Source organism: Streptomyces mutabilis, from assembly GCF_046628145.1.
Taxonomy (GTDB): domain Bacteria; phylum Actinomycetota; class Actinomycetes; order Streptomycetales; family Streptomycetaceae; genus Streptomyces; species Streptomyces mutabilis.
The window spans coordinates 2,869,801-2,895,420 of the sequence record NZ_CP176874.1 but is presented as its reverse complement, the minus strand read 5'-3'; the positions used below and the strand labels follow the sequence as shown (position 1 = coordinate 2,895,420).

The following is a 25,620-nucleotide window of genomic DNA, read 5'->3' as shown; positions in this document are numbered from 1 at the left end:
ATGACCCTCTCCACCCGCGACACCGCCGAGCACATCTACGCCCACGGCCTGCGCAACCAGTGGCACCCCGTCGTGCCGTCCCGCTTCGTCGAGCCCGGCGGCATGCGCCGGGTGACGGCCCTCGGCGAGAACTGGCTGCTCTTCCGCAAGTCCGACGGCGCGCTCTCCATGCTCGCCGACCGCTGCCCCCACCGCGGGGCGCCCCTGTCCCTCGGCAAGCACCTCGGCGACCGGGTCGCCTGCTGGTACCACGGCGTCGAGGTCGACGGCGCCGGCACGGTCACCTCGGTGCCCGGCCTGCCCGGCTGCAACCTGGAGGGCAAGACCCTCGTCACCTCGCTGCCCGTGCGCGAGGCCGGCGGCGCGATCCTCGCCTACTTCGGCGACGAGGAGCACCCGGAGCCGGTGGAGCTGGCCCTCCCCGAACCGCTGGCCGACGAGGAGATCTCCGCGTTCCTCTGCTACGCCGAGTGGAACGTGCCGTGGCGGTTCGCCATGGAGAACCTGCTCGACCCGATGCACGGCGCGTTCCTGCACTCCGAGTCGCACACGATGTTCGCCGGTGACACGTCCGCCAAGTTCCGGATCCGGGAGACCGAGCGCGGCTACTTCTTCGAGAAGACCGACCAGCGGGGCGTCAACTTCGACTGGGTCGAGCTGTGCCACACCGGCGTCGACTGGGTCGACCTGTCCATCCCCTACCCGCCGTCGGCGGGCCCCGGCGGCCCCTTCGGCATCGTCGGCATGGCCTGCCCGGTGGACGCGGGACGCACCGGCGTCTTCTTCTGGCGCTACCGCAAGGTGAGCGACTGGCAGCGCGACACCTGGCGGTTCCTCTACAAGACCCTGATCGAGGCCCGCCACTGGGAGGTCCTGGAGCAGGACCGCGTCATCCTCGAAAGCATGCCCGCGGACGCCGACCAGCGGGAGAACCTCTACCAGCACGACCTGGGCGTGGTCCGCCTGCGCCGCCTCTACCAGGCGCAGGCCGGGCGGCAGTCGAAGGCTCAGCCGGTCCCGGCGGCTCAGCCGGTCTCGGCGCGCTGAGCGGGGATGTCGTCGGAGTCCACGATGGAACGCTCCAGCTTGGACAGCAGACGGCCCAGCTGACGACGCTCGGCGGGTGAGAGCCCGTCGAGCATCCGGCGTTCGTTCTCCAGGTGTTCGGCGAACACCTCGTCCACCTTCGCCAGCCCCGCCTCGGTGAGCCGCGAGTACACCACCCGCCGGTCACCGGCGTCCCGCTCGCGCACCAGCAGGCCGTCCTTCTCCAGCCGGTCCAGACGCAGGGTCACCCCCGCGGAGGAGATCAGCCCGGAGTCCGCGAGCTGCCCTGCGGTCAGCCGGTACGGGGCTCCGGCCCGGCGCAGCGCGGTGAGCACGTCGAACCCGGCGACGGACAGTCCGTGCTCGTCGAGCCGCGAGGTCATCCGCGACTGGTACTGGAGATACGACCGGTGCAGCCGGGCCAGCACCTCCAGCGGCGACGTGTCCAGCTCGGGCCGCTCCCGCGCCCAGTCCTCGACGATCCCCGCCACGGCGTCCGGCCGCTTCGCCGCCCTGCCCTGAGCCATGTCTTCCCCTCGCGGCACGTGTTCGGTGTTGAAATCTTAGCCCTGAGGGAAACCGCGACCCGGCACGGGACGGACGCTCAGGCCCGCCAGGGCACCCGGTGTTCCGCGAGGTGTGCGAGCACCGCGTGGTTCGCCTCCCAGCCGTCCGGGCTGTGTCCATCGGCCGCCTCCGGCGGCGTGCCGGACTTCGTCCGGCGGGTCGGGGCGTCGGAGTGGTCGTGTGTCCGAGGGCACGGGACGGACGCTCAGGCCCGCCACGCCACCCGGTGTTCCGCGAGGTGTGCCAGCACCGCATGGTTCGCCTCCCAGCCGTCCGGGAACTTCACCAGCGTGCCCAGCTGGACCGGCTCCGTGGACGGGTAGTCGTCCAGCAGCTCGCCGACCCCTTCCCGGCAGACCACGATGCACGCGTGCCGGTGGCGGGAGGCCAGGACGCACAGGCGGCCCGTCTCCAGGTGGAAGGCGGTGGCGTCGGGGCGGCCCGACAGCGGGTGCAGGACGACCGTGACGTCGTACTCGCGGCCCTGGAGCCGGTTCGCCGTGTCGACGGTCACCTCGGTCACCCCCAGGTCGGCCAGCGCCGCCCGTACCGCCGCCGCCTGGTCGCGGTGCGCCGTGCCGACGGCGACGCGGTCGGCGGTCAGGGGGACGGGGTCCGGGGAGCGCTCGGACGTCGCCCGGCCCTCCCGGTCGACGAGCCGCCGGACCACCTCAGCCACCGCCCGCACCGCCTCCGGGTCGGTGCGGGGCGTGTGCCGCGCGGGCAGCTCCAGCAGGCCCCACCCCGAGCGGGCGGCCTCGTCGATGACCCGGTCGGCGCCCGAGCCGTCCGAGGGCACGGCGAAGGCCAGATGCCGGTCGTCGTGGTCCGTGCCGCTGCGGAACGGCGTGTACGGGTAGAACGCGTCGGAGACCAGCGGCGCCGCCGACGCCGGGAGCCGCCACGACACCGGCAGACGGTGCTGCGGCAAGGACGGGTTGTGGGCCAGGAGCGTCGTCACGGCCGAGGCGGACGGGTCGTACGACAGGCCCGCCCACTGCTCACTGCCCACCGTCGCGAACGGGTCCAGCTGACCGGGGTCGCCCACGAACAGCGCCCGCTCGAACAGCCCGGCGACCGCCAGCAGCGAGTCGGAGCGCATCTGGTACGCCTCGTCGACGATCGCGTGCCGCCACGGCTCGTCCACCTTCACGTGCGCCCACTTCGCGGCCGTGGACAGGACCACGGCCTGCCCGGCGAGGTCGGCGGCCTTCGCCGACTTGCGCACGTTCGCCAGGTCGTCGAGGGCCTTGTCGTACGGGTCGGCGTCGCTGCTGTGCAGGCGCCCCACCGGCAGGTCGGGGTTCTTCTCGGCGAGGCGCAGCACCAGGTCGTCCACCTGGGCGTTGGTCTGCGCCACGACCATGAGGGGCCGGCCGGCCTCGGCCAGCTCCAGCGCGGCCCGCACCACGAGCGTGGACTTGCCGGCGCCGGGCGGGGAGTCGACGACGACACCGCGCTCGGTGCCGTGCAGGGTGTCGTGGAGGATCGCGGCGGTGGCGCGGGCGGCCTCCCCGCCCGGGTCGAAGACCGGGACGGCGGGCGCGTCGACGGCGGTCGTGATCGCCTCGGTCACAGGACGTCCTCCTCGGTCTGCGCGTCCGGGGCCTCCGGTACGGCGGCCGTCTCACCGGGCGGCCCGCCGTGCGTCCACGGGGTCTGCTCCGGATCGGGGAGCCCCGCCCCTCCCCGCTGCTCGTGCTCGAAGAGGGTGAAGCAGACCCGGTCGCCCTTCTCCGGCACCGACCCGGCCTCGGGCTCCTTGCCGCGGCCCATCTTGTCCAGCACGCGAAGCACCAGGACCCCCTCGTCCTGCTGCTCGACGAACTCGGCCGCCTGCGGCTTGCCGCCCAGCGACCGGTACACCTTCGCCCGCTCGCCCAGGTGGGGCCGGTCGTCCGTGCGGACGGTGACCAGCGGGCGCGGGCTGGGCCGCTTGCTCTCGCTGTACGCCATCACGACGTCCGTGACCTCCCCGGCGAACGCCTCCCCGGCCAGCCGTCGCCCGGCCATCACCAGCGGGTCGTCCAGGGCCTCCTGGGCCTCCAGCCGGGCCTGCTCCCGCTCGCGCGTGGCGAGCTTGTTCGCCGCGGTGACCGCGTCGTCGCGGCGCGGCTGCGGGGGCTCGCCGGCCAGGACGCGGTCGCGGTGCGAGGTGAACGACCAGCGGTCGCGGGTCCACCGGTCCTCGACGTGGGCCCCGGCGGGCAGCTCCCGCAGCAGGTCCAGGCCGCGCCAGACCGCGTCCCAGGTGGGGCGCGTACGGCTCTCGACCAAAGCGCGGATCTCCCGCTCGGCGGCGGTCAGCGCGCCCAGCCGGTCGTCGGCCTCCAGGCCGTCCTCGGCGGCGGCGAGCGCGGTGCGGGCACGGTCGTAGCGCTCGATGGCGGGGGCGAGCAGCTTGTTGTCGAAGGCCGGGTCGGTGGCCGGGCCGGCGGGCGGGCACAGCAACTGGCCGTCGGCGTCGCGGGCCAGCTCGGCCCGGCGGGCGGCCTCGGCGCCGGTCAGCTCCTCGTCGTCCGGGGCGATCCAGGCGAGCAGCGCGCCCAGGTGCTGGTCCTCCAGCGTGGACTGCCCGGTCGCCCAGTGCCGGCCCAGCAGGTCGGTCATGGCGAGGAGCAGCGAGGAGCCGGGGACCCGGGCCCGTTCGCCGTAGTGGGTCAGCCACCGGCCGAGCAGCGGCACCCTCGGCGGCGCGGGGTGCGGAGTCTCCGGGTCCTGCTCCGCCGTACGCCGGAACCGCATGGACCGGCCCAGCAGCCGCACGAAGTCGACGCCCGCGCGGGACGGCACGATCAGCTGCGCGGCGTCCGCGCACAGGTCGACCTCGACCTTGACCCGCTTGCCCGTCTGCGGGTCCACCTCGGTGCGCTCGGCGGGCTCGACGCTGTCCGCGTACGCCTCGACGTGCGGCAGAACGATGCCGGCCAGCTCGGCGAGGAACGCGAACCGCAGGTCGCGGTCGCGGGGCTGCGGGACGACCAGCAGATGCGGCGCGTCCCGGTCGGTGCCGACCAGGGCGCCGAGCGGGGCGCCCGCCTCACCCGCGGTGATCAGCGGCACGAAGACCAGCGGCCGGTCGGACAGGTGCCGGTGCCGGACGGTGGCGGCGGGCTGGGCGCGGCCGGCGCGCACGGCCTCCAGCCGGGCGAGCGTGGTGATCAGAGACATACGGCCGCCTCCTGCGCGGCGGCCCCGGCCGCCGCGAGGGCCTCCGCCCGCAGCTCCGCCGCCCGGCGCAGGGCCGCCACCGCCGGGTCGTCCGGGTCACCGGCCTCGCCGCGGGCCGCCGCCAGCACCTCTTCGACCGTCGAAAGGCCGCCCAGCTCGGCCCGGACCGGGCGGCCCAGCGAGGTCACCGCGCCGGCCTCGCGGGAGCGGGCACGGCAGTGGAAGGCCAGCTCGCAGGCGGACAGGCACTCGGGCGCGTACGTCGCCGGAACCGCCTCGACCGCGGCCGTCAGCTCCTCGGCCGGCAGCTCGGGGGAGAAGCAGACACCCTCGGGGAGCGTGTCCGCGATGTCCTCGATGCGGGTCAGCCGGGCCAGCTGCCGGTCGGTGACCGCGCGCTGCTTGCGCACGTCGACGGCGGAGGCGGTGGGCAGGTTGGAGAAGTCCTTCGGGCAGACGAGGAGGACGCGGTCGCGCACGCGCGGGGCGGGGTCCAGCCGGGCGGCGACCCGCTCCAGGGCCAGCACGTACACCGCCGCCTGCCGCGCGGCGGCGCCCACCTTCGCCGGGTCGGCGGAGCCGTCCAGCATGGGGAAGGACTTGATCTCCACGACCGTCCAGCTGCCGTCCGGATGCACCACCACGGCGTCCGGCTCCAGGTAGGCGGGGGAGCCGGCGACGTCCAGGGCCAGCATCGGGTGGTCGAGGAGCGTCCAGGTGCCGGGGGAGCCGGTGGCCTCCCGCAGTGCCAGCGCCGTCCGGGCCGCGCGGCCCTCGGGACCGGTCGCGGACAGGTCGGGCACGTGCCCGCCGACGGGCGGCTCGGCGCCCCGGTCCAGCTTCTCGTGCACGAGCCGCAGCAGCTCGGCGCCGCCGTCGGCCTTGACCCGCGCCTCGAAGGCGTTGCCCCGCGTGAAGGCGAACTGCGACTGCCCGAACACCGACGGCGAGCCCAGCGCGCTCGCCAGGGACGCCTTGTCGACTCCGGCACCGTCGAGGATCGCGCGCCGCCGGCAGCCCGGGTTGGCGGCGAGGGCGGCCAGCGCCCGCGCGTCCAGCGCCTTGGCCGGCACGTCCGGGCCGCGCAGCTCAGCGAGCCGGTGCCGGAGTCTCGTCCCCCGCGTCCGAGGGGGAGGTGTCCGGCTCGGCTCCTGGTTCCAGCCGCTGCTCGCGCTGCCGTGGAAATCGCTCACCCGCGGAAGTCTGGCATCCGCCACTGACAATCGGGGAACCCGCGCCCTCGGTGACCGGTGCGTCAGGTACGGCGGGCGCGTCGGCGGTGACGGCGGTGCCGGACGCGGTGCGCTTGGTGAAGCGCGCCACGAGCAGGGCCCGCGCCCGGTCCGAGGTCCGCATCACGTACGGCGTCAGCAGCAGACCCGCGCCCATCACGGCCGCGCCCGCGACCGCGTCGAGGAAGTAGTGGTTGGCGGTCCCCATCACGACGATCGTGGTCACCAGCGGGTAGACGACGCCGGCCACCTTCGTCGCCCGCGTGCCGCCGTAGCGCCACAGCATCACCCCGCACCACAGCGACCAGCCCACGTGCAGGCTCGGCATCGCCGCGTACTGGTTCGTCATCCCGCCCAGGCCGCGCGGCGCGCTCGCCTCGCCGCCCCACCAGCCGTACGAGCTGTAGTACGCCATCGTGTCGACGAAGCCGTGGCTCGCGTCCAGCAGCCGGGGCGGGCAGGTGGGCAGCAGGGTGAAGCCGATGAGACCGATGAACGTGGAGGTCATCAGCCAGGTGCGGGCGGCCCGGTAGCGCACGGTGCGCGAGCGGAAGATCCAGATCAGGAGCACCGGGGTGACCAGGTAGTGCAGCGACGCGTACCAGAAGTCGGCCGGTACGCCGAGCCAGGGCTCACGGGTGAAGAGGCGGTTGAGCGGGTGCTCCGCGTTGAGGAACAGCGCCTTCTCTATGCGCAGGATCGCCAGGCCGTGGTCGACGGCATCGGAGACGTCGCCCCGTACCATGAGGCGGCCGGCGGAGTAGCAGGCGTAGACGAGGACGATGAGCGGCAGCTCGGTCCACCAGCGCAGCCGAGTCTTCGGGGTCGCCGGGATCGCCTCGGTGCCCGGTGGCTCGGTGTGCCGCAAACCGATCGCCCTCCCCCTTCTTCCCGCCTGCGCCTCGTTGGACATGGACGTGCCACTCTACGGCCTGTGCGCGCCCGCTTCACGGAACGCCCTCGGCCCTGATAGACGCCCAGATCGCCCCCCGGGTTGCCCGCGTGCGGCGTGCGCGATGATGGAGGCGTCCGCTCAGACATTTCTCCCGGAAAGGCCCCCTTCATGGCACCGCGCATCCTGCTGGCCCGGCACGGACAGACCGAGTGGTCGCTGTCCGGCAAGCACACCGGCAGGACCGATGTGCCGCTCCTCGAGGAGGGCCGGCGCGGTGCCAAGCTGCTCGGCGAGCGGCTGCACCGGGCGCCGCTGGACGGGCTGCCCGGCGTCGAGGTGCGCACCAGTCCGCTCTCCCGCGCGCGCGAGACCTGCGAACTCGCCGGCTTCGGCGAGCGCGCCCGCGCGTGGGACACGCTGATGGAGTGGGACTACGGGGCGTACGAGGGCATGACGCCGGCCGAGATCCAGGCCGTCCGGCCGGGCTGGCTGATCTGGCGGGACGGGGTACCGCGCGGGGAGAGCCTCGCGGACGTCACCGCGCGTGCGGACGAGGTCGTCGCGTGGGCGCGGGAGGCGGACCGCGACGTCCTGGTCTTCGCCCACGGGCACATTCTGCGGTCGATCGGGGCGCGGTGGCTGGGCCTGCCGCTGGACTTCGCGGCGCGGATACGGCTGAACCCGACGTCGCTGTCGGTGCTGGGGTGGGCCTACGGGGAGCCGGCGGTGGAGAGCTGGAACGACCTGGGGCACCTGGCGGGCTGACCGGAAGGGCCGGCGCCGCCGCGCAGGGGGCCGCCGCGCACGGGGCGGGTGCCGGTGCCACGTCGCCGGGGACAGCCGTACGCCGTCGTGGCCGTGGCGGAGGTCACGGGATTCTCGGCAGCGAGGCGTGGCGGTCGAGGAAGGCCGACACTCCCGATGCCCTCCGGTGGGGGAGGAGGACCCGGGCCGTGCCCGCCAGCATCGTGTGGATGCGGGAGGACTGGACCTCGGCGAGGAGGTCCAGGACCCGCATGCCCGCCCCCGCCGCCTCGTCGGGGCGGCCACCGCGGGCCAGGTCGTCCGCCAGTTCGGCCGAGTACAGCGCGAGGTTCCGGGTGAAGTGCGGGTCCTGCAGCCCGGCCGCCCGGCGTGCGTGCCGGGCCGCCCGGGGCCAGTCGCCCAGCGTGGACCAGCACTGGGCCTCCAGCCCCTCCAGCTCCGCCTCGCCGTAGAAGCTCATCCACTCCGGATCGGCGTCCGAGGGGCCCTGTCCGAACAGTGCCTGCGCCCGGGTCAGCGCCTGCTCGCAGCCCGTCCGGTCGGCGAGCCCCGCCCAGCCGCCCGCCTCGCGCAGGGCGAGCAGGGACATCAGCCGGGCCGAGCCCAGCGGGCGGGCGGCGCGCTGTGCGGCCTGCGCCGCCCGCACCGCCTCGCGCGGACGTCCGGCGTCGCGGGCCAGGAACGCCATGTTGCAGAAGGCGTGCGCCTCCAGCGCGGGGTCGCCGGTCATGCGGGCGGTGGCGAGGGCCTCGGCGTAGTGGGAGCGCGCGTCGTCGAAGCGACCGGAGTCGTGTGCCAGCCAGCCCACGGAGATCGCGAGTTCCCCCGCCCCGGCGTACAGCCGGTCCGCCGTCGCCTGCCGGGTCGCGCCGGCGTCCAGCAGCGCGTACGCGGTGCGCAGCGGGGCCGCCGCGCGCCGGTAGAGGCCGTCCGCGCCGTGCCGGTCGTCGAGCAGCCTGATCCGGCGGACGGCTTCTTCCAGCGCGCCCGCGTGGCCCGCCCCGGCCCGGCGCAGGGGGTGTCCGGCCGCCGCGGCGTCGTGGGCGAACCCCAAGGGGCCCAGTGAGGCGGCGGCCACCGTGGCACCGCTCGTCATGAATGCGCGACGCAGCACGTCGCTCTCCTCGTTGTTGTCGTGCCTGTCGTACGGGTACTGCGTGGTCCGTGTGGTCTGCGTGTCATACGGCTCGCGCGCCCCTCGCGTCTCAGTTGTGGCGCGCGGCACCCGGTCTGTGCGCGCCGGGGGCGCGTCCTCGGCGGCGCGCGCCTGGCGTCCACGTACCGACGAGCGGGGCGCGAACCCCAGGTCGGTGAGCGTGCGGCCGGGGAACATGTGCAGGAACACCCGCTCGTACGCGTAGTTGGGGCAGCGGATCTCGCCCGCCTCGACCCGGCCGACGTAGCGCGCGTCACAGCTGACCCGCTCGCCGATCTCACGCGCGGCGCGGCGCACCGCCGCCGCGAACTCGGCCGGCGAGCGCTTCCCGCGCAACCGCCGGAAGGCGAGGTTGGGCCGAGGTGGCCGGTCGGGCTGGGCGGAGGTCACCGTTGACGACGCCATGGCCGGGTCCTCTCGTGCGAACCGTCGAACCATGCCGGGAAAAGGGGGACGTGCGGTTGTTCCTCCGTTTGCCATCCCTGTTTCCGGCGAGCAAGAACGTACCTGCTGTGACGGAACGATCACGCGGTGTTTGGCTACAAACCGGATATCTCATCCACGATCTGCCATGAAGTGCCATCCTTTGCGGCTGACTTTCGCCGTAGCCGTTGACGTTCCGCCGCGTTGAACCCTGTGGACCGGGAGGCTCCCGACTCCCGACCCGCTCGTCCGAGGAGGAGTTCCGTGGTGGAGGCCGGGATGGATACCAGAGGGATCAGCGAGCCCGTCCGCGACGCCTGCGACGTCGTCACCGTGCCGACCCGGCAGGGCCTGGAGGCGGTCGACATCCTCAGGCGCGGCACCGGTGACGGGGTGGGCCCCGTGATCCACGACGACGGCTGCGACACCCTGGGCTTCCTGGTGCCGTCGGGCACGGCCGCCGCCTGGGACGTGCCGGGAAGCACCTGCACGGAGACGGACGGCCGCGGACTGCGCCTCGACCCGGAGCCGGCGCCCCCGGTGGAGGGGTCGGACTGGCTGCTGCCGCCCGGGGAGGCCGACCTGGCGACCGACCCCGCCGTACTGAGGGCCGCGCTGGGCGAGGCGGCCCGGCTGATCGAGGCCGCGGACAGCTGCCGCTGAGCGGGACACGGTCCGGGCACGGGCCTCGGCCTGTCCGGCACGCATGCCGGGCGCTCGGTCCGGCACGCTGGGCACGAGCGCGGCCCGGCATCCGTCGGGCACGGGCTTGCTCCGGCATCCGTCGGGCACGGGCTTGGTCCGGTGCGCGCCGTCACGGGCTCGGCCCGGCGCACCGAGTACGGGCGTGGTCCGATAATGGGCCGATGGGAAAGTCCAGGAACACCCGTCGTGGGCGCGCGGCCGTCGAAGCCGTCGTCGAGGACGTCGACGGCGGGCGCGCCGAGCTGGTCCCCGACCGGGAGCGGCCCAGGGCCTGGACGCTGCTGATCGACGGCGCCCCGCAGTCGCACGTCGACCTCGACGACCCGGCGTACCTGTCCTTCGAGTACCAGCGCCGTATCGGCCACGTCATCGACCTCGCCGCCCCGGCGGGCAGGCCCGTGCGCGCCGTGCACCTCGGCGGCGGCGCGTTCACCCTCGCCCGCTACGTCGCCGCCACCCGGCCCCGCTCCACCCAGCAGGTCGTCGAGCGGGACGCCGGCCTCGTCGAGCTGGTACGCCGAGAGCTGCCCCTGGACCCCGGCGCCCGGATCCGGGTGCGGTCCACCGACGCCCGCGCCGGGCTGGCGAAGGTCCCCGACGGCTGGGCGGACCTGGTCGTCGCGGACGTGTTCGGCGGGGCCCGTACGCCGGCCCACCTGACGTCCACCGAGTTCCTCGACGAGGTCCGGCGCGCGCTCGCGCCCGGCGGGGTCTACGCCGCCAACCTCGCCGACGGCCCGCCGCTCGCGCACCTGCGCGGCCAGATCGCCACCGCCGCCGCCCGCTTCCCGGAACTCGCCCTCGTCGCCGACCCGGCCGTGCTGCGCGGCAAGCGCTTCGGCAACGCCGTCCTCGTCGCCTCCGACCATCCGCTGCCGGTCGCCGAACTCACCCGGCGTGCCGCCTCCGACCCGCACTCCGCGCGCGTGGAACACGGCCGCGCGCTGAGGGACTTCACCGGCGGAGCCGCACCCGTGACGGACGCGGCGGCGGTGGACTCGCCCGCGCCGCCGGCCTCCGTCTTCCGGTGAGGCGTCACCGTAACGCGACCCGGGCGCCTCAGTAGCTACCGATCTCCACCCGCGGCGGCCCGTCGTGCCACGTGCAGAAGACCGACACCCGGTCCGTCCCCGAGGTGAACTCCACCCGGATCCACGACTCCGTCTTCCACACCTGCATCGACCAGCCCGCACCCGGCGTCGCCGACACCAGGGACGCCGAGGTCGTCCCCAGGTCGAAGACGGCACGGCCGCCGGCGGTGTCGTAACTCCTGACCCGGCCGGAGGTCGTGGGGGACGGGTCGGGGGCGGGAGCGGTGGGTGCGACCGTCCGCGACGGCGCGGGGTCCGGCTCGCGGGGCGAACCGCTCGGTGCGGGCGACGCGCTGCCCGACGGCGAAGGCCGCCTGGTGGAGGAGGCCGACGACTCCGACTCCCCGCCGTCCGGGGAGTCCCCGGAGCCTTCGACGTCCCGGGCGTCGCGCACCTCCGCGTCGGCCGCCGTGATCGGCAGGGCGCGGGGCGCGTCGTAGGCCGTCCCCGTCATCACCGTGTGCACGCCCCACCACGACAGCGAGACCGCCGCGCCGGTGGCGAGCAGCCAGGCGAGTACGTGTACGAGTCCTCTGCGCATCGCGGCCATACTGCCTCACGCATCACACGCGTGTCGTCGGAACGGCGTCGGAACGGCCCCGGAACGGCCCCGGAACGGCCCCGGAGAGGCAGCGGAGAGGCATCGAAGCAGGGCCGGGAAGGGCGTCGGGACGGGGCCGGGGCGGGGGCCGGTGCGGGCCTGTGGACAACTCCCGCCGGTGCCGACCGGAGTTGTCCACAGGCCCGCACCGGGCTCGCCCGCATGGCGTACGGTGCCGCCCATGGCAAGTGTGCTCGTGGTCGAGGACGACCAGTTCGTACGCTCGGCGCTCATCCGGCATCTGACCGACGCCTCGCACACCGTGCGCAGTGTCGGCACGGCGCTGGAGGCGCTGCGCGAGGTCGCCCATTTCCGCTTCGACGTGGTCATCCTGGACCTCGGACTGCCCGATCTGGACGGTTCCGAGGCGCTGAAGATGCTGCGCGGCATCACCGACGTCCCGGTGATCATCGCCACCGCCCGGGACGACGAGGCGGAGGTCGTACGGCTGTTGAACGCGGGCGCGGACGACTACCTCACCAAGCCGTTCTCCGTGGAGCACCTGTCGGCCCGGATGGCGGCCGTACTGCGCCGGGCCCGGTCCGGTCCCGCGGAGGCGGCGCCGGAGACCGTGATCCGGGTCGGCGGGCTCACCGTCGACCCGCTGCGCCGACAGGCCGAACTGGACGGCAACCGACTCGACCTGACCCGCCGTGAGTTCGACCTGCTCGCCTTCCTGGCCGGTCGGCCCGGAGTCGTCGTCCCTCGCAAGGAGCTGCTCGCCGAGGTCTGGCAGCAGTCCTACGGCGACGACCAGACCATCGACGTCCACCTGTCCTGGCTGCGGCGCAAGCTGGGCGAGACGGCGGCCCGGCCCCGCTATCTGCACACGCTGCGCGGTGTCGGCGTGAAGCTGGAGCCACCCGCCGGGCCACCCGCCGGGCCGCCCGCCGAGCCACCCGCCGGGCCGCCCGCGGGGCTTCCCGGAGCGGAGCCACCGCGGTGAGATGGGCCCTGGTCAAGGTGTCGCTGGCGGTCACCGCGATGGTCGTGGTCGCCTTCGCGGTCCCGCTCGGCCTGGTGATCCGGGAGATGGCCCGGGACCGCGCCTTCTCCAACGCCGAGCGCGAGGCCGCCGCCGTCGCCCCCGCGCTGTCCATCACCACCGACCGCGACCAGTTGGAGCGCGTCGTCGCCTCCGCGGGGTCCGACTCCGCGATGGCCGTGCACATACCGGGGACCGGCGCCCGGACCGACGGCGGTGACGGTGCGGACCGCCCCGGCACCGACATCGGCCGGCAGCGCGCCACCGACGAGGACATCGCCGCCGTGCGGGAGATGGGCCGCGCCTCCACCACGGAGGTCGAGGGCGGTTCCACCCTGCTCCAGCCGGTGGCGCTCAGCTCCGGCGAGATCGCCGTCGTCGAGGTGTACGTCCCCGAGTCCGAGGTCACCAACGGCGTCGGCACGGCCTGGGCGGTGCTCGCCGCCGTCGGCGCCGCCCTGATCGTCGGCTCGGTCGCGGTCGCCGACCGGCTGGGCGTACGGATGGTGCGGCCCGCGCAGCGCCTGGTCGAGGGCGCGCACGAACTGGGGGAGGGAAAGCTGGGCGCACGGGTGCCGGAGGAGGGGCCGAACGAACTGCGCCTCGCGGCGGCCGCGTTCAACTCCATGGCCGACCAGGTCGTCCAGCTGCTGGCGAACGAACGCGAGCTGGCCGCCGACCTGTCCCACCGCCTGCGCACCCCGCTGACCGTGCTGCGGCTCAACGCGGCCTCGCTCGGCGACGGACCGGCCGCCGACCAGACCCGGGCCGCCGTCGAGCAACTGGAGCGCGAGGTCGACACGATCATCCGCACCGCCAGGGACGCCAAACCGCAGACCGCTGCGGCCGGCCCCGGCGCCGGGTGCGACGCGGCGGAGGTGGTCCGGGAGCGGATGGGCTTCTGGTCCGCGCTCGCCGAGGACGAGGGCCGCAAGTGGCGGGTGGCCGGTGCCGACCGGCCGGTGCGCATACCCGTGGCCCGCGCCGACCTGGCCGCCTCCCTCGACGCCCTGCTCGGCAACGTGTTCCGGCACACCGCCGAGGGCACCGCCTTCGCGGTCGACCTGCACAACGGCGAGGACGCGGTGATCGTGCTCGTCTCGGACGCGGGCCCCGGCATACCCGACCCGGAGGCGGCGATGGCCCGCGGCCGGGGTTCGGGCAACGACGGGTCGACCGGCCTCGGCCTGGACATCGTGCGCAGGCTCGCGGAGTCGACCGGTGGCGACGTACGGATCGGCTCCTCCGTACTGGGCGGGGCCGAGGTGCGGATATGGATCCAGCTGGACGGGCGGGCGGCGCCGGAGCGGCGGCGGGGGCACCGGGGGAGCGTGCGGCGCCGCCGCGGTCCCCGGGTGATCCCCTCCTTTAATCGGTCCCGATCCCTCCCTTAAGCGCACCCTAAGATCGCCAACCGCCGCCCGGATCAAACTCTTTTCCCCTTTCCGGCTCGCTAGCGTGCTGCCGCACCCCACCCCCCACGCACCCCCGCGGCGGGGTCCCGTGAACAGCGAAGGCAGGCACGCGATGAGCACGCACCGACGCAGGATCAGTGGCAGGAACAAGGTGATCGGCTCACTCGTCGCCGCGGCCGTGGCCGGCGGTGGCGCGCTGGTGTTCACCAGCACCGCCCAGGCGGCGGCGGTCGGAGCCGCGTACACGAAGACCAGCGAGTGGTCGACGGGCTACACCGCGCAGTACGTCGTCACCAACAACAGCGGGCGGCCGGAGCGGGACTGGACGCTGGAGTTCGACCTGCCCGCCGGCGCGAAGCTCGGCTCGTTGTGGAACGCCGAGTCGAGCGTCAGCGGACAGCACGTCACGGTGACCCCGCCGAAGTGGGACGAGGACGGGCTGGAGGCGGGCGAGTCCGTCACCGTCGGCTTCGTCGTCAACGGCACCGACGACCCGACCGGCTGTCTCATCGGCGGCGCCGCGTGCTCGACCGACGACGGCGCCACCCCCGAGCCCACCGGCCGACCCACCACCGGGCCCACCGCCCCGACCCCCACGGCGACCCCCACGGCCGGTACGCCCACCGAGCCGGACCCGACCGGCACGCCCACCGCCCCGGCCCCCACCGAGCCCCCGGGCACCGGCACCGGCACCGAAGCCGGCTTCGCGCCCTACGTCGACACCTCCCTCCAGCCGGCCTTCGACCTGCTCGCGAGCGCGGAGGCGACCGGCGTGAAGAACTACAACCTCGCCTTCGTCACCGACGGCGGCGGCTGCACCCCGAAGTGGGGCGGCGTCACCGACCTCGGAAGCGACGCGGTGGCCGGCCAGATAGGCGCCCTGCGTGCCGCGGGCGGCGACGTCCGCGTCTCCTTCGGCGGCGCGGCCGGCTCCGAGCTGGCCACCACGTGCACGTCGGCGGAGGCACTGGCGGCGGCCTACGGCAAGGTCGTGGACGCCTACGCGCTCACCGAGGTGGACTTCGACGTCGAGGGCGGCGCACTGCCCGACACGGCCGCCAACACCCGCCGCTCACAGGCCATCGCCGCGTTGCAGAAGCAGCACCCGGACCTGGACGTCTCCTTCACCCTCCCGGTCATGCCCGAGGGCCTGACCCAGGCCGGCGTCGACCTCCTCGCCGACGCGAAGGAGAACGGCGTGCGGATCGACGCCGTCAACATCATGGCGATGGACTACGGCCCCGCGTACAGCGGCGACATGGGCACCTACGCCGAGCAGGCCGCCACCGCCACCCAGGCCCAGGTCAAGGGCGTCCTCGGCCTGTCCGACGCCGACGCCTGGAAGACCGTCGCCGTCACCCCGATGATCGGCGTCAACGACGTCGTGACCGAGGTCTTCAAGGTCGACGACGCCACCCAGCTGGTGGAGTTCGCCCGGTCCAAGGGCCTCGGATGGCTGTCGATGTGGTCCGCGACCCGCGACAAGGCCTGTCCGGGCGGTCCGAAGCCCGCGGCCGACGCCACCTGCAGCTCCATCGACCAGGAGCCGAACGCCTTCGCCGAGGCCTTCGCCGCCTACAAGTAGCGGCCCTCGCACGAGCGGGGCGCGGCACCCCCCGTAGGACGCCGCGCCCCTGCCCTTGCTTCCTCCGAGTCGTGGTCTACTCAGCCGAGCCCGAGCCCGAGCCCGAGCCCGAGCCCGAGCCCGAGCCCGAGGCCTAGGCCTGTGCCCCGGCCGCCCCCACCGCCGGCAGCGTGCCCGTGCGCGCCGCCCGCCCGTACCACAGGGCGCTCGACTTGGGCGTGCGCTGCTGGGAGGCGTAGTCGACGTACACCGCGCCGAACCGCTTCTCGTAGCCGTAGGCCCACTCGAAGTTGTCCAGCAGCGACCACAGGTAGTAGCCGCGCACGTCGGCGCCGTCCGCGATGGCCCGGCGGACCGCCCTGAGATGACCGTCCAGGTAGGCGACCCGCTCCGGGTCGTGCACCGTGCCGTCGGCGCCCGGCTTGTCGTCGTAGGCGGCACCGTTCTCGCTGATGTACAGCGGCAGGCCCGGCGCCTCCCGGTGGTAGCGCATGATCAGCTCGTGCAGGCCGGTCGGGTCGACGCTCCAGCCCATCTCCGTACGCTCGCCCGGCGGCTGGTGGAACGCCACGTCGTCCGCGGCGGGCCACGGGGAGTGGTCGCTCTCGCCGTGACCGTCGGCGCGCGGGGCGCGCGAGTCCGCGTCGGCCGCCGACACGACGGTGGGCGTGTAGTAGTTGAGGCAGATCGCGTCGATCGGCTGGCGGATCTGCCCCAGGTCGCCGTCCTGGACGTACGACCAGTCGGTGAGCGAAGCCGTCGCCTCCAGCAGGGTCCGCGGGTAGACGCCGTGCAGGATCGGGCCGTGGAAGATCCCGCCGGACAGGTCGTCGATCTTCTGCGCGGCCGCCAGGTCCGCCGGGCTCTGCGACAGCGGCCGGACCACGGAGGTGTTGAGGCTGATCGCCACCGAGTTGCGGGCCGGCATCACCGAGCGCAGGGCCACCGTGCCCAGGCCGTGCGCCAGGTTCAGGTGGTGCGCGGCGCGCAGCGCGGCCGCCGGGTCGGTACGGCCGGGAGCGTGCACGCCGGAGGCGTAGCCGAGGAAGGCGGCGCACCACGGCTCGTTGAGCGTGATCCACTGCTCCACGCGGTCGCCGAGCGCCTCGCCGACGATCTGCGCGTACTCGGCGAACCGGTACGCCGTGTCCCGCTCGGGCCAGCCGCCCGCGTCCTCCAGCTCCTGCGGCAGGTCCCAGTGGTAGAGGGTGACGGCCGGCTTGATCCCGGCGGCCAGCAGCTCGTCGACCAGGCGGCGGTAGAAGTCAAGGCCGCGCTGGACGGCGGGGCCGCGGCCGGTGGGCTGCACCCGGGGCCAGGAGATGGAGAAGCGGTAGGCGCCCAGCCCCAGCTCCTTCATCAGCGCCACGTCGTCGCGGTAGCGGTGGTAGTGGTCGACAGCGATGTCACCGGTGTCGCCGCCGGCCGTCTTCCCCGGGGTGTGGCTGAAGGTGTCCCAGATCGACGGCGTGCGGCCGTCCTCCTGTACCGCGCCCTCGATCTGGTACGCCGAGGTGGCGGCGCCCCAGAGGAAGGCAGGGGGGAAGGTAACCGGGGTCACCGGCGTTTCGGACTCAAGCATGGAAGCGCTCCCATAGAGGGGTTGTGGCGGGTCGTCCGGGTCGTGGAGATCCAGACGGACGGACGACCGACGGCTGGAAGACCGGACCGGACGGAAGACCGACGAGTGGAAACCAGACCGACGGAAGACCGACGGGTGGAAGTACGAGGGGGGAAGGCGGGGCCGGGACGGCGGTGGCCCGGCCCCCGGGACGTGTGTGCGCCCTTGACGGACGGATGTCAGCCGCTGACGGACGGATGCCAGCCGTTGACGGGCAGCCGTCAGCCCTTGACGGCGCCCTGCATGATGCCGCCCACGATCTGCTTGCCGAAGATCGCGAAGACCAGTAGCAGGGGGAGGGTGCCGAGCAGCGCACCGCCCATGATCAGGGCCTGGTCCGGGGTGAAGCCGCGGCCGAGGCCCGCCACCGCCACCTGCACGGTCGGGTTGCCGTTCTGCGTCAGCACGAGGAACGGCCACAGGAAGTCGTTCCACACCTGCACGAAGATCAGCATGCCGAGGACGGCCATCGCGGGCCGCGCCGCCGGGAACACCACGTGCCACACCACGCGCCAGCTGCTCGCGCCGTCCACGCGGGCGGCCTCGATGATCTCGTCCGGCAGCGCCTGGAGCAGGTACTGCCGCATGAAGAACACGCCGAACGCGCTGACCAGCGACGGGAAGATCACCGCCTGGAGCTGGTCGGTCCAGTCCAGCTTGGCCACCATCATGTACAGCGGGATGATGCTGAGCTGCGGCGGGATCATCATCGTGCCGACCACGATCAGCATCAGCGCGTTGCGGCCCCGGAACTTCAGCTTGGCGAAGGCGAAGCCGGCGATCGTCGACAGGAAGACGACGGTGACCGCCGAGATCCCGGCCACGATCGTGGTGTTGAGGATCGCCTCGCCCATGTTGGCGTCGGTCCAGGCGATCTCGATCTTGTCGAGGAGGTTGCCGCCGAACCAGAACGGCGGCGGTGTCTGCGCCAGACGCTGGTTGTCGCGGGAGGCGGCGATCGCCGTCCACACCAGCGGGAACAGCGAGCCGATGGTGAACAGGGCGAGGATGATGTACGCGACGGGGCCGGCGTGCATCTGCCCGCCGGCACGGGCCGACTTGGGCCCGCGGCGGCCCCGCCGGGGCGGCTCGGGCACCGGCTCGGCCGGGGATTTGGTCAGGGTCGTCGTCACGGCCGGTTCTCCTTAACTACTGGCGCGCAGCCGGCGCGAGATGACGTAGTTGACGATCCCGATCACGATGAGGATCAGGAACATCGTCCAGGCGATCGCGGAGGCGCGGCCCAGGTGCTGGTTGACCCAGCCCTGCTCGTACAGGTACAGGCCGAGCGTCTGGAACTGGTGCTGGGAACCGCCCGAGGCACCCTTGTTGGCGTCGAACAGCAGCGGCTCGCCGAACAGCTGGGAGGCGCCGATGGTCGACACGACGACCGTGAAGAGGATCGTCGGACGCAGCTGGGGCAGCGTGACGTGGATGAACTGCCGCCACCGGCTGGCACCGTCCAGCGCCGCCGACTCGTACAGGTCCTGCGGGATCGCCTGCATCGCCGCGAGGTAGATCAGCGCGTTGTAGCCCGTCCAGCGCCAGATGACGATCGACGAGACGGCTATCTGGGACGGCCACTTGTCGCTCTGCCAGTCGATCTTGTCCAGGCCGACCAGGTCGAGGAACCAGTTGATCATGCCGTAGTCGCGGCCGAAGAGCAGCACGAAGACCAGCGAGGCGGCGGCGATCGACGTCGCGTACGGCGCGAGCATCACGACGCGGTAGAACGTGGAGCCGCGCAGCTTGTAGTTGAGGATGTGCGCGAGGCCCATCGCCATCAGCAGCTGCGGCACCGTGGAGATGATGCCGATGGTCAGCGTGTTCTGCGCGGCGTTCCAGAAGAACTCGTCGTCGAAGATCCTGGTGAAGTTGTCCAGGCCCGTCCACTCCATGTCGGTGGGCGCCGTCAGCTCCACCGTGTGCAGCGAGGCCCAGCCGGTGTAGAGCAGCGGGAACAGGCCGAAGGCGGCGAACAGCAGGAAGAACGGGGAGACGAACGCGTACGGGCTCCAGCGCAGGTCCCGCTGCCAGCGACGGGAGAGCCGGGCCCGCTTCTTCGCCGTCTCGGGGGAGACCGCGTCACCGGGCCCTCGGCCCGGGGCCGCGCCCCCCTTCGAGGGGGGCGCGGCGGTGTCGTGCCGGGTGGTCATTCCGGTCACTTCTCCAGGTTGTTGTCGATGGTCTTGGTGGCGTTCTCCCAGGCCTCCTCGGGCGACTTGCCCTGGGTGACGAGGATGACGCCGTTGTCGGTCAGACCCTGCTGGATGATCTGGTCCTTCGGGCCGATCACCTGCGCCGGGATCGCCTCGGCGGCCTTGGCGAAGATGTCACCGATCGGCGAGTCACCGGTCATCTCGTTCTTGGCGTCGGTCACCTGCGGCAGCTTGTACGCGGCCGGCGCGCTCGGGAAGCTGCCCTGCACGGCGAACAGCTTGGCCTGCTGCTCCGGCGCGGTCAGCCAGGCGACGAACTTCTGCGCCTCCTCGACGTTCTTGCCGCTCTTGGGCACACCCAGGAAGGAGCCGCCCCAGTTGCCGGACTTCGGCGCCGCCGCCACGTCCCACTGGCCGGCCGCCTCGGGCTGCGACTTGGCCTTGATGGTGCCGAGCATCCACGGCGGGCAGGCGACGGTGGCGAAGAGGTTGTTGGAGATGGTCTGTTCCCAGGCCGGCTGGAACTGGGTCTGCGCCTGGACCAGATCCTTCTCGGCGGCCTCGGCGGTCAGGTCGAAGGCCTTCTTGACGGCGGGGTTCGACTTGTAGACGACCTTGCCGGAGGCGTCGTAGAACTTCTCCTCCTCACTGCTGAGGATGGCGTTGATCAGGCCGCCGGGCGAGTCCATGAAGTAGGTGTCCTTGCCGGCGCCCTCCTTGTACTTCTCGCCGGCCTCGACGAACTTGCTCCAGTCGCCCGCCCACAGCTTGCTGACCTCGTCGCGCTCGGTCGGCAGGCCGGCCTTCTCGAAGAGGTCCTTGCGGTAGCAGATGGCCATCGGGCCGATGTCGGTGCCGAGGCCGACCGCCTTGCCGTCCTTGGTGACGCCCTGCTTCCACTTCCAGTCCAGCCAGTTGCTGGGCTGCACGCCCTCGACCTTGGCCATGTCCACGAACTTGTCCGCCTGGGTCTCGACGACCTCGGCGATGTTGCCGACCTCGATGGCCTGGACGTCCTGGAGGCCGCTCTCGGTGGTGAGGTGGTTGACCAGAGCGGGGTAGTAGTTCTCGTTCCGCTCGGTGACCGTCTCCTCGATGTTGATGTCCGGGTTGAGCTTCTCGTACTCCTCGTAGAGGCCGGCCTCCTTGAAGCCCATGGTGCCGAACAGGCCGAGGGTGATGGTGGTCTTGCCGCTGCTGTCGCCCGACGACGAGCTGTCCTCGTCCTTGCCGTCGTCGGCACAGCCGGCCAGCAGCCCGGCGCCCAGCGACGCGATGGCCGCCACGACCACCGCCCTGCGGGCCGATCCTCTGCGTGCTGCTCGCATTGCGTCCTCCTGTTGCCCTGACGTGCCGACCCCCCGGCCAACTGCATGGTTGGACCCGCTGCTTCATGTCGTTCGTTCGTCGCTGCGGCTCGGGCGGGGAACGTGCGGGATGTGTAAGTGCCAGGTAGTGTGGGAGCGCTCCCACAAGTGATGTCTTGAAGAGTCGCGGCTCCGGGCGGGGGTGTCAAGGGAACGGACGCGACGAACTGCGTTCAGTTATCTGCCTGTTAACTGGACGCCGTGAGCGGCACGGAAAGCCCTCCCGCACGGCGGGCGGCGGCCCGGAGCCGGTCATTACACCCGACCGGCCTGTTAAATTCCAGGCCAGCCGCAGAGTGCGGGGGTGTCGACGGGAGGCGGAGCCGATGGCAGGCCACGGAGCGCGTGGGCGGAGCGGTGGCCGGCCCACCCTCGAAGAGGTGGCGGCACGGGCGGGCGTCGGCCGCGGGACGGTGTCCCGGGTGATCAACGGCTCGCCCCGGGTCAGCGACGCGACCCGGGCGGCCGTCGAGGCGGCGGTCGCGGAACTCGGCTACGTCCCGAACACGGCGGCCCGCGCGCTGGCCGCCAACCGCACGGACGCGATCGCGCTGGTCGTGCCCGAACCGGAGACCCGCTTCTTCGCGGAACCGTACTTCTCGGACATGCTCAAGGGCGTCGGCGCGGAACTGTCCGAGACCGAGATGCAGCTGCTGCTGATCTTCGCGGGCAGCGACCGCGAACGGCGCCGGCTCGCCCAGTACCTGGCCGCGCACCGCGTGGACGGCGTCCTGCTGGTCTCCGTGCACGCCGACGACCCGCTGCCCGACATGCTCTCCCAGCTGGAGATCCCCGCGGTGATCAGCGGCCCGCGCTCGGCCGCGGAGTCATTGGCGTCGGTGGACTCGGACAACTACGGCGGCGCCCGCTCGGCCGTCGAGCACCTGCTCTCCCGGGGGCGCCGCCGCATCGCGCACATCACCGGACGCCTCGACGTCTACGGTGCCCAGCGCCGCGTCGACGGCTACCGCGCGGCCCTGCGTGACGCCGGCCACGAGGAGGACGAGCAGCTGATCGAGAGGGGCGACTTCACCGAGGAGGGCGGCCGCCGCGCCATGGCGGAGCTGCTGCGCCGCCGCCCCGACCTGGACGCGGTCTTCGCCGGCTCGGACGTCACCGCGGCCGGCGCCCGCCAGGTGCTGCGCGAGGCGGGTCGGCGCATCCCGGACGACGTGGCACTGGTCGGCTACGACGACTCGGCCATCGCCCGCCACATGGAGCCGCCGCTGACCAGCGTGCGCCAGCCCATCGAGGAGATGGGCCGCGCGATGATAGACCTCCTCCTGACCGAGATCGCGGACCGCCGCCCGGCGGCCTCCAGGGGACTGGACCGGCACCAGGTGGTGCTGGCCACGGAGCTGGTGGAGCGGGCGTCGTCCTGACCCGGTGATGATCCTCGTCCGGCCGCCCGCTGCCGAGCGGCCGGGGCCGAAGGCACGGTTGCCGCCGCGGCCCGGACCGTGATCCTGCCGACGTCGTCCTTCTCACCGGTCGGTGACGCCGGGCCGCCCGGCCGGGGACCGTAACCGGGCTGCTGGGGGAGGGGGCGGTCGTAGGTCCGGCACACGACGAAGGGCTGACCCTTTACAGGTCAGCCCTTCATCGATCAGGGTGAGTGACGGGACTTGAACCCGCGGCCACCTGGACCACAACCAGGTGCTCTACCAACTGAGCTACACCCACCAAGGCCGGTGCTGGAATCCCGCGAGGCGGGTTTTCCCGACCGGCTGAGAAAAAGTGTACAGGGTCCGAAGGGGTGCTCGCGCCCGCCTTTTCCGACGCCGCGCGCCGCCGGACCGGCGCCGCCGTCCCGCGCCGCTGTCCGGCGTTACTGGCCGGCGGGCAGGACGTGCTTGGCGGCGATCGCCTTCGCGGTGTCGGAGTCGGGACCCGGCTGCGGTACGAAGACGGCCTCCCGGTAGTAGCGCAGTTCGGCGATGGACTCGCGGATGTCGGCGAGCGCGCGGTGGTTGCCGTTCTTCTCGGGGCTGTTGAAGTACGCCCGCGGGTACCAGCGGCGGGCCAGCTCCTTGATGGAGGACACGTCGACGATCCGGTAGTGGAGGTAGTCCTCCAGCGTGGGCATGTCCCGCAGCAGGAAGCCGCGGTCGGTGCCGACGGAGTTGCCGCACAGCGGGGCCTTGCCGGGCTCCTTCACGTGCTCCTTCACGTACGCGAGGACCTGTGCCTCGGCGTCCGCGAGTGTCGTGCCGCCGTCGAGCTCGGCGAGCAGGCCGGACGCGGTGTGCATCTGACGCACCACTTCCGGCATCGTCTCCAGGGCCTGCTCCGGCGGGCGGATGACGATGTCGACGCCCTCGCCGAGGACGTTCAGCTCGGAGTCGGTGACGAGGGCGGCAACCTCGATGAGCGCGTCGTCGGACAGCGAGAGGCCGGTCATCTCGCAGTCGATCCACACCATGCGATCGTTCATGCGGCCACTTTACGGTGGGCGCCTGTTTTCCGGTCCCCGGCGTCCGTGCGGGGCTTTCCGGGGGCTGCCGCCCCGGGCCCCGCTTCGGCCTGGACGGCCTCGTCCTCGAACGCCGGACGGGCTGGGATGTTCCTGCCCGGCACGGCGGGAGCCGCCGGGCGGGCTGGAGACGCCCGCCCGGCGTTCAGGGGTTCACGGCGCGCTGCGCTGCCCCGGCAGGCTGCCCGCCGCGGCGGGCAGCGGTGCCGCGGTGCGGCGGGACTGGAACGGGACCGCGTTCTCCGGCGGCAGGGCAGCCGGGTCCGACGGTGGGGCGGTCCGTGGACCACCGGCCGACTCCGGGTCCACCGCGCGGTCGCGGTCGCCCTGAGGGCGGCGGGCCCGGTACGCGGCACGGTAGGCGGCCGGCGACGAACCCAGCTGGCGGCGGAAGTGGCCGCGCAGCGCCACCGGCGAGCGGAAGCCGCAGCGGCCGGCGACCTCGTCCACCGAGTAGTCGGACGTCTCCAGGAGGCGCTGCGCCTGGAGGACCCGCTGGGTGATCAGCCACTGGAGCGGGGCGCTGCCCGTCAGCGAGCGGAACCGGCGGTCGAAGGTGCGGCGGCTCATGTACGCGCGGGCCGCCAGCGTCTCCACGTCGAACTGCTCGTGCAGGTGCTCCAGCGCCCAGGCGACGACCTCGGCGAGCGGGTCGGCGCCGATCTCCTCCGGTAAAGACCTGTCGAGGTAGCGCTCCTGGCCGCCCGAGCGGCGCGGCGGGACCACCAGGCGGCGGGCGAGCGCACCGGCCGCCTCGTTGCCGTGGTCCGTGCGCACGATGTGCAGGCACAGGTCGATGCCGGCGGCCGTGCCCGCCGACGTCAGCACGTCACCGTCGTCCACGAACAGCTCGCGCGGATCGACGTGCACCGACGGATAGCGCTTGGCCAGGGTCGGCGCGTACATCCAGTGGGTGGTGGCGGGGCGGCCGTCCAGCAGGCCCGCCGCCGCCAGTACGAACGCGCCGGTGCACAGCCCGACTATGCGGGCGCCCTCCTCGTGCGCCCGGCGCAGCGCGTCGAGTGCTTCCTCCGGCGGCGGCGAGGTGATCGACCGCCAGGCGGGCACGACGACCGTGCCCGCGCGCGAGATCGCCTCCAGCCCCTGAGGCGCGGTGAGTTCCAGGCCCCCCGTGGTCCGCAGCGGGCCCTCCTCGCCGGCGCACACCAGAAGGCGGTAGCGCGGCACGCCGGCGTCCTGGCGGTCGATCCCGAACACCGACAGCGGTATGGAACTCTCGAAGATGGGGCCGCCACTGAACAGCAGCACCGCGACGATCTCCTTGCGGCGTCGCCCGGAGAGCTTCCGGGCCGCGGTTTCCGGCGCGGCAGCGGAGTCGTGGCTCATAACTGCTAAGCCCCCCTCGGTGGTCGCGGCGCCCTGATCCTTTCGGGTCTGTCGCTCCAACACGTTTCCCCTCGGTCCTGCACGAGTCCCCCGCCGTAGACAGTCAAGATCGAATCTACTGTGTCCTGTCGCGCCGAGGTGGCCGGTTCGGCACTTGGGACATTGTCGACATGGCAACTTGGCGTGAAGCAGTCGATCACGAAGCGTTGCACTCCGGGGCGCCACAGGGAAGTGCGCCTTGTCGCAGTGGCCAATCCCCGTAGGGTGCGCGGGGGCCCCTGGACCCTTTCCGTGCAGGTGGAACGGGGGTTTGAGGGTGGTGGGGGCCATTGATGAGCCACCCACGGAAGTTGGCTGAAAAGATGCGGACGCGTGCGCGGAAACCGGTCAGTCGACCGGTGTGTTCTTCCCAGTGTGCCGTCCTCCCCTGTGAGCCGGTGGTCCGGCCCGGTGCCGGCGCCCGGCCGGCACCGCGCGATGTGCGCCGGGCGGCCGGCCCGCGACGCGCTCGGAGCGGCGCAGCAGCAGGCGGCAGACGCCGGTGACGGCGGCCAGTCCCAGGGCCGTCCCGGCGGCGCCGGCGAACGAGGCGCCGCAGTAGAGGAGGACGACGGGGACCAGGACGACGCTGAAGGCCGCCCAGCGGACGAGATCGGTGACGGCGTCCCGGGGCGGCGGCGCGGCCGGACCGGCCCCGGACGCACCGGACGGCTGCTCGGCGTGCTGGTGCGGTCGGGACATGGCGCTCCGTGCTCCCTCGGGCTGGCGGCAAGGGGATCAACGCCCGGACGGCGCGTCGGTCACGACCGGTCACGGACAGTTGAATCCCGTGCAAACCGCCTGTACAGCGCAGCAACCATTGCGTTACGGGCGCCCCCTCGTGCATGCTCCTGGGACCCCGCGGCGGACCCTGCGCGGGATCTGGGCGAAGGAGGCGTGCCGCCGTACCCTTGGGGGTATGGGGTTGGGAAGACCATTCCCGGACACAGCTCCGCCGCACACTGTTGTCCCCCAT

22 protein-coding genes and 1 tRNA gene are annotated in these 25,620 nt (G+C 73.1%); 8 read left to right on the top strand and 15 right to left on the bottom strand.

Annotation, left to right across the window (positions count from 1 at the left end; translation table 11 throughout):
• A complete protein-coding gene (locus ACLIN4_RS12825; protein WP_107478246.1) occupies positions 1 to 1,047 on the top strand; it encodes an aromatic ring-hydroxylating oxygenase subunit alpha in 1,047 nt (348 codons plus the stop codon).
• Here ACLIN4_RS12825 and ACLIN4_RS12820 read toward each other — a convergent pair.
• The 5 genes from ACLIN4_RS12820 to ACLIN4_RS12800 form a co-directional block, all read right to left on the bottom strand.
• A complete protein-coding gene (locus tag ACLIN4_RS12820) occupies positions 1,026 to 1,574 on the bottom strand; it encodes a MarR family winged helix-turn-helix transcriptional regulator (RefSeq protein ID WP_179342501.1) in 549 nt (182 codons plus the stop codon). The two genes, ACLIN4_RS12825 and ACLIN4_RS12820, sit on opposite strands and share 22 nt — an antisense overlap.
• Before the next feature lie 245 nt (positions 1,575 to 1,819).
• A complete protein-coding gene (locus tag ACLIN4_RS12815) occupies positions 1,820 to 3,178 on the bottom strand; it encodes an AAA domain-containing protein (protein ID WP_107478247.1) in 1,359 nt (452 codons plus the stop codon).
• Positions 3,179 to 3,186: 8 nt separating this feature from the next.
• A complete protein-coding gene (locus ACLIN4_RS12810; RefSeq protein WP_411575797.1) occupies positions 3,187 to 4,785 on the bottom strand; it encodes a hypothetical protein in 1,599 nt (532 codons plus the stop codon).
• Complete coding sequence (locus ACLIN4_RS12805) at positions 4,776 to 5,978, bottom strand: hypothetical protein (protein ID WP_411575796.1); 1,203 nt, start codon at positions 5,976 to 5,978, stop codon at positions 4,776 to 4,778. Before ACLIN4_RS12805 ends, ACLIN4_RS12810 begins: the two co-directional genes overlap by 10 nt.
• The gene (locus ACLIN4_RS12800; protein ID WP_290012956.1) at positions 5,875 to 6,885 is read right to left on the bottom strand and encodes a phosphatase PAP2 family protein; all 1,011 of its coding nucleotides are present in this window, start codon (positions 6,883 to 6,885) and stop codon (positions 5,875 to 5,877) included. The genes ACLIN4_RS12805 and ACLIN4_RS12800 overlap by 104 nt, the downstream gene beginning before the upstream one ends.
• A gap of 195 nt (positions 6,886 to 7,080) precedes the next feature.
• Between ACLIN4_RS12800 and ACLIN4_RS12795 the strand changes: the two genes are divergently transcribed.
• Positions 7,081 to 7,677 (top strand): histidine phosphatase family protein, encoded by a 597-nt coding sequence (locus ACLIN4_RS12795; protein ID WP_100048631.1) that lies wholly within the window; start codon positions 7,081 to 7,083, stop codon positions 7,675 to 7,677.
• A gap of 103 nt (positions 7,678 to 7,780) precedes the next feature.
• Here the strand turns inward: ACLIN4_RS12795 and ACLIN4_RS12790 are convergent, their stop codons facing one another.
• Complete coding sequence (locus ACLIN4_RS12790; RefSeq protein ID WP_290012942.1) at positions 7,781 to 9,238, bottom strand: hypothetical protein; 1,458 nt, start codon at positions 9,236 to 9,238, stop codon at positions 7,781 to 7,783.
• A gap of 297 nt (positions 9,239 to 9,535) precedes the next feature.
• Here ACLIN4_RS12790 and ACLIN4_RS12785 point away from each other — a divergent pair, with 297 nt between their 5' ends.
• Both ACLIN4_RS12785 and ACLIN4_RS12780 read left to right on the top strand, forming a co-directional pair.
• The gene (locus ACLIN4_RS12785; protein ID WP_179350529.1) at positions 9,536 to 9,919 is read left to right on the top strand and encodes a hypothetical protein; all 384 of its coding nucleotides are present in this window, start codon (positions 9,536 to 9,538) and stop codon (positions 9,917 to 9,919) included.
• A gap of 203 nt (positions 9,920 to 10,122) precedes the next feature.
• Positions 10,123 to 10,992, top strand: a complete 870-nt coding sequence (locus ACLIN4_RS12780; RefSeq protein WP_100048634.1) for a spermidine synthase — start codon at positions 10,123 to 10,125, stop codon at positions 10,990 to 10,992.
• 28 nt (positions 10,993 to 11,020) lie between these two features.
• Here the strand turns inward: ACLIN4_RS12780 and ACLIN4_RS12775 are convergent, their stop codons facing one another.
• The gene (locus ACLIN4_RS12775; RefSeq protein WP_411575795.1) at positions 11,021 to 11,593 is read right to left on the bottom strand and encodes a hypothetical protein; all 573 of its coding nucleotides are present in this window, start codon (positions 11,591 to 11,593) and stop codon (positions 11,021 to 11,023) included.
• A 241-nt stretch (positions 11,594 to 11,834) separates the two neighbouring features.
• Here ACLIN4_RS12775 and ACLIN4_RS12770 point away from each other — a divergent pair, with 241 nt between their 5' ends.
• From ACLIN4_RS12770 to ACLIN4_RS12760, 3 genes are all read left to right on the top strand, one after another.
• On the top strand, positions 11,835 to 12,599 hold the full coding sequence (locus ACLIN4_RS12770; protein ID WP_290012945.1) for a response regulator transcription factor: 765 nt from the start codon (positions 11,835 to 11,837) through the stop codon (positions 12,597 to 12,599).
• Complete coding sequence (locus tag ACLIN4_RS12765) at positions 12,596 to 14,032, top strand: sensor histidine kinase (RefSeq protein WP_289903112.1); 1,437 nt, start codon at positions 12,596 to 12,598, stop codon at positions 14,030 to 14,032. Before ACLIN4_RS12770 ends, ACLIN4_RS12765 begins: the two co-directional genes overlap by 4 nt.
• 133 nt (positions 14,033 to 14,165) lie before the next feature.
• Positions 14,166 to 15,638 carry a cellulose binding domain-containing protein gene (locus tag ACLIN4_RS12760; RefSeq protein ID WP_411575794.1) on the top strand — a complete coding sequence of 491 codons (1,473 nt, stop codon included), beginning with the start codon at positions 14,166 to 14,168 and terminating at the stop codon, positions 15,636 to 15,638.
• Positions 15,639 to 15,771: 133 nt separating this feature from the next.
• Here ACLIN4_RS12760 and ACLIN4_RS12755 read toward each other — a convergent pair whose 3' ends face one another.
• The 4 genes from ACLIN4_RS12755 to ACLIN4_RS12740 form a co-directional block, all read right to left on the bottom strand.
• Positions 15,772 to 17,220 carry a GH1 family beta-glucosidase gene (locus ACLIN4_RS12755; protein WP_307652779.1) on the bottom strand — a complete coding sequence of 483 codons (1,449 nt, stop codon included), beginning with the start codon at positions 17,218 to 17,220 and terminating at the stop codon, positions 15,772 to 15,774.
• A 260-nt stretch (positions 17,221 to 17,480) separates the two neighbouring features.
• Positions 17,481 to 18,392: a carbohydrate ABC transporter permease gene (locus ACLIN4_RS12750; RefSeq protein WP_411575793.1), complete on the bottom strand. Its 912-nt coding sequence runs from the start codon at positions 18,390 to 18,392 to the stop codon at positions 17,481 to 17,483.
• A 12-nt stretch (positions 18,393 to 18,404) separates the two neighbouring features.
• Entirely contained in the window at positions 18,405 to 19,415 is a 1,011-nt protein-coding gene (locus tag ACLIN4_RS12745) for a carbohydrate ABC transporter permease (RefSeq protein ID WP_100048640.1), read from the bottom strand.
• Positions 19,416 to 19,420: 5 nt separating this feature from the next.
• A complete protein-coding gene (locus ACLIN4_RS12740) occupies positions 19,421 to 20,746 on the bottom strand; it encodes an extracellular solute-binding protein (RefSeq protein ID WP_107479125.1) in 1,326 nt (441 codons plus the stop codon).
• Positions 20,747 to 21,111: 365 nt separating this feature from the next.
• Between ACLIN4_RS12740 and ACLIN4_RS12735 the strand changes: the two genes are divergently transcribed.
• Positions 21,112 to 22,167 carry a LacI family DNA-binding transcriptional regulator gene (locus ACLIN4_RS12735; protein ID WP_100048642.1) on the top strand — a complete coding sequence of 352 codons (1,056 nt, stop codon included), beginning with the start codon at positions 21,112 to 21,114 and terminating at the stop codon, positions 22,165 to 22,167.
• A 228-nt stretch (positions 22,168 to 22,395) separates the two neighbouring features.
• On the opposite strand, the gene ACLIN4_RS12730 is transcribed toward ACLIN4_RS12735, so the two are convergent.
• From ACLIN4_RS12730 to ACLIN4_RS12715, 4 genes are all read right to left on the bottom strand, one after another.
• Positions 22,396 to 22,468, bottom strand: a tRNA-His gene (locus tag ACLIN4_RS12730).
• A gap of 145 nt (positions 22,469 to 22,613) precedes the next feature.
• Positions 22,614 to 23,219 carry an oligoribonuclease gene (gene orn / locus ACLIN4_RS12725; RefSeq protein ID WP_411575792.1) on the bottom strand — a complete coding sequence of 202 codons (606 nt, stop codon included), beginning with the start codon at positions 23,217 to 23,219 and terminating at the stop codon, positions 22,614 to 22,616.
• 192 nt (positions 23,220 to 23,411) lie between these two features.
• Positions 23,412 to 24,605: a helix-turn-helix domain-containing protein gene (locus tag ACLIN4_RS12720; protein WP_289903115.1), complete on the bottom strand. Its 1,194-nt coding sequence runs from the start codon at positions 24,603 to 24,605 to the stop codon at positions 23,412 to 23,414.
• A gap of 387 nt (positions 24,606 to 24,992) precedes the next feature.
• A complete protein-coding gene (locus ACLIN4_RS12715; protein ID WP_107480506.1) occupies positions 24,993 to 25,346 on the bottom strand; it encodes a hypothetical protein in 354 nt (117 codons plus the stop codon).
• Positions 25,347 to 25,620 lie beyond the last annotated feature (274 nt).

Bases quoted from the DNA above. Each gene is read 5' to 3' on its own strand.
- ACLIN4_RS12825 (WP_107478246.1), top strand. From the start codon at position 1: ATGACCCTCTCCACCCGCGACACCGCCGAGCACATCTACGCCCACGGC.
- ACLIN4_RS12820 (WP_179342501.1), bottom strand. From the start codon at position 1,574: ATGGCTCAGGGCAGGGCGGCGAAGCGGCCGGACGCCGTGGCGGGGATC.
- ACLIN4_RS12810 (WP_411575797.1), bottom strand. From the start codon at position 4,785: ATGTCTCTGATCACCACGCTCGCCCGGCTGGAGGCCGTGCGCGCCGGC.
- ACLIN4_RS12795 (WP_100048631.1), top strand. From the start codon at position 7,081: ATGGCACCGCGCATCCTGCTGGCCCGGCACGGACAGACCGAGTGGTCG.
- ACLIN4_RS12790 (WP_290012942.1), bottom strand. From the start codon at position 9,238: ATGGCGTCGTCAACGGTGACCTCCGCCCAGCCCGACCGGCCACCTCGG.
- ACLIN4_RS12785 (WP_179350529.1), top strand. From the start codon at position 9,536: ATGGATACCAGAGGGATCAGCGAGCCCGTCCGCGACGCCTGCGACGTC.
- ACLIN4_RS12780 (WP_100048634.1), top strand. From the start codon at position 10,123: ATGGGAAAGTCCAGGAACACCCGTCGTGGGCGCGCGGCCGTCGAAGCC.
- ACLIN4_RS12775 (WP_411575795.1), bottom strand. From the start codon at position 11,593: ATGCGCAGAGGACTCGTACACGTACTCGCCTGGCTGCTCGCCACCGGC.
- ACLIN4_RS12770 (WP_290012945.1), top strand. From the start codon at position 11,835: ATGGCAAGTGTGCTCGTGGTCGAGGACGACCAGTTCGTACGCTCGGCG.
- ACLIN4_RS12760 (WP_411575794.1), top strand. From the start codon at position 14,166: ATGAGCACGCACCGACGCAGGATCAGTGGCAGGAACAAGGTGATCGGC.
- ACLIN4_RS12755 (WP_307652779.1), bottom strand. From the start codon at position 17,220: ATGCTTGAGTCCGAAACGCCGGTGACCCCGGTTACCTTCCCCCCTGCC.
- ACLIN4_RS12745 (WP_100048640.1), bottom strand. From the start codon at position 19,415: ATGACCACCCGGCACGACACCGCCGCGCCCCCCTCGAAGGGGGGCGCG.
- ACLIN4_RS12740 (WP_107479125.1), bottom strand. From the start codon at position 20,746: ATGCGAGCAGCACGCAGAGGATCGGCCCGCAGGGCGGTGGTCGTGGCG.
- ACLIN4_RS12735 (WP_100048642.1), top strand. From the start codon at position 21,112: ATGGCAGGCCACGGAGCGCGTGGGCGGAGCGGTGGCCGGCCCACCCTC.
- orn (WP_411575792.1), bottom strand. From the start codon at position 23,219: ATGAACGATCGCATGGTGTGGATCGACTGCGAGATGACCGGCCTCTCG.
- ACLIN4_RS12720 (WP_289903115.1), bottom strand. From the start codon at position 24,605: ATGAGCCACGACTCCGCTGCCGCGCCGGAAACCGCGGCCCGGAAGCTC.
- ACLIN4_RS12715 (WP_107480506.1), bottom strand. From the start codon at position 25,346: ATGTCCCGACCGCACCAGCACGCCGAGCAGCCGTCCGGTGCGTCCGGG.